Raw genomic sequence first — 1,919 nt, 5'->3', positions numbered from 1 at the left:
AATCGGCTCAAACATGAAGAAATGAAATGACTGAGTCAGCCGAGAAGAATTTCCCCGCTTATTCGCACCTTCCCTAAGTTATACTACATGTTTTATATATAAAAATAGCCAATACCTGACATAAAGTTATTTATAGCTTACACTAATATACTATTTTTATGATTAGCATGCTGTTTCATAAAACTGTCCAACACTATATATACCAAAAATTATTTCCATGGTATGTGTAAATACATTATAACCAGTAACAAACAAGTTAAAATATTGGATGAAAAACAGTTTCATGACCTGTATACAGTATAGAAGCAGCTAACTTGATCTTATATAAAGATAATTGAAAACATCCCACAGGCAAGCTCAGTTCATTTGGAACATACGAATGATGGTAGGAAGCCGCCCCCATGCAGCTGATAGCTTGTTATAATGAACATTCTCAAAACAAAAGCAATTTTTCGTATTTTGCTCACTTAATCACAATCCCCTTTCGGAGTAGACCAGTAGTCTAACTGCTATAGTAGAGGTAATTTCATGACAACTAGTCCAATTTCCTTTCCGCTACCACAATACATTTATTATTTATAGCCATTTATTTGAATATAACCAAATAAATACTCAAAGAGAAAAATAAGAAAAATTATTCAAACACCGAGTTCAATAAATCATTTATATCATACTTAGCCAATACATCTGGAGAAACATCAACAAAACTAGAGTCCAAAAAAGACAACAACTGTTCACTATCCATATTTTCGTCTATAAAAAACACATTTGATGGATGATAAAAATCATATTCTTTAATATGATGATTGTTAGTGATTAACTTTTTCCTCAAGTATAAAGCCTCTAAGGCTCTTAAAGTGACTCCACTCTGCCCCGCCTGAACAAAATCGATTAAACCGGAATGAGAAGATACTTTTTTCAAATAATCTATATAACTTAAATTGTGTTCTTCTAATAATAAGAAATCTTTGTTAGAGTAACGCCCTTTTTCATCTGGGGTAATATATAGTTCACAATCCACATTGGATTTTGAAAGTATACTTTTGACATTAATAAGATTTTTGAGACGCCCTTTATCTTTACCAACGAATAAAAAGCTATGCCTATCACTTTTAAATGTTTTTTTAAAATTTGTCATATGGGGGAGCGAATACGACAACAGATGAGCAGAATTATGTATTTGCGGGTGATATATTAGCTTATGCTTTTCCACATCGCATTTATCAAATGACCATAACTGAACCCCAGAATACTTCAATAATGGTATAAATAAATATACATGAACCCAGTTGTCATACTTATTGACACCGAGAGAAGATATAGGATTCCAAAACCAAAGTACATGACGATCTATATCCACATTACCGTACATCAGTTTTGTCAAATTATATATATTATCAACCCCGAAATATAATATACTATCTTTCGAGAGTCTCGTCATTTGTTTTTTTTGAAAACACCTTACAACTAAAAACAAAAAAATATATCCAAAAGGAACAACTCTCCACATGAACAATTTTAATAAAAGCGGTAGTTTTTTTGATTTAATTTGATTAGCAACTGATTGTATATCATATTCACGTTTTTTTTCCAAAAAATAAAACATAAACTCTGACATAAAATAGTCGTTATAAATTATCTTCTTCATTAATCACCATTTTTATATATTTACACCTATAAAATAAAATAAAATAAAATAAAATAAAATAATAGAGTAAATAAATTATCAATATTTAAAGCCTGACACAGCTCCCAATAAAAACATTTTTGCCGGACACAAAACAAATCAATCTTACATATATTTTATCACCATTATTATATAAAAATAGATAAGAAGTTTTTTGGTATCTATTCACCAGGACGGGGTTGACGGCATCAGTTCTGCCGGGATGGGATAATCTGTCTTCTCGATGCACGCC

General features: G+C 30.7%; 2 protein-coding genes. Both read right to left on the bottom strand.

Annotated features, from left to right (window positions below):
- Window positions 1-634: 634 nt before the first annotated feature.
- Complete coding sequence (locus PG896_RS20840; RefSeq protein WP_270836184.1) at window positions 635-1,618, bottom strand: hypothetical protein; 984 nt, start codon at window positions 1,616-1,618, stop codon at window positions 635-637.
- 115 nt (window positions 1,619-1,733) lie between these two features.
- On the bottom strand, window positions 1,734-1,919 hold a 186-nt coding region (locus PG896_RS20835; RefSeq protein WP_270836183.1), incomplete at its 5' end, for a hypothetical protein.

The organism is Aeromonas sp. QDB30, assembly GCF_027707645.1.
Classification (GTDB): Bacteria; Pseudomonadota; Gammaproteobacteria; order Enterobacterales; family Aeromonadaceae; genus Aeromonas; species Aeromonas caviae.
The sequence above is the reverse complement of the archived record's forward strand: the minus strand, read 5'-3'. Positions and strand labels throughout refer to the sequence as shown.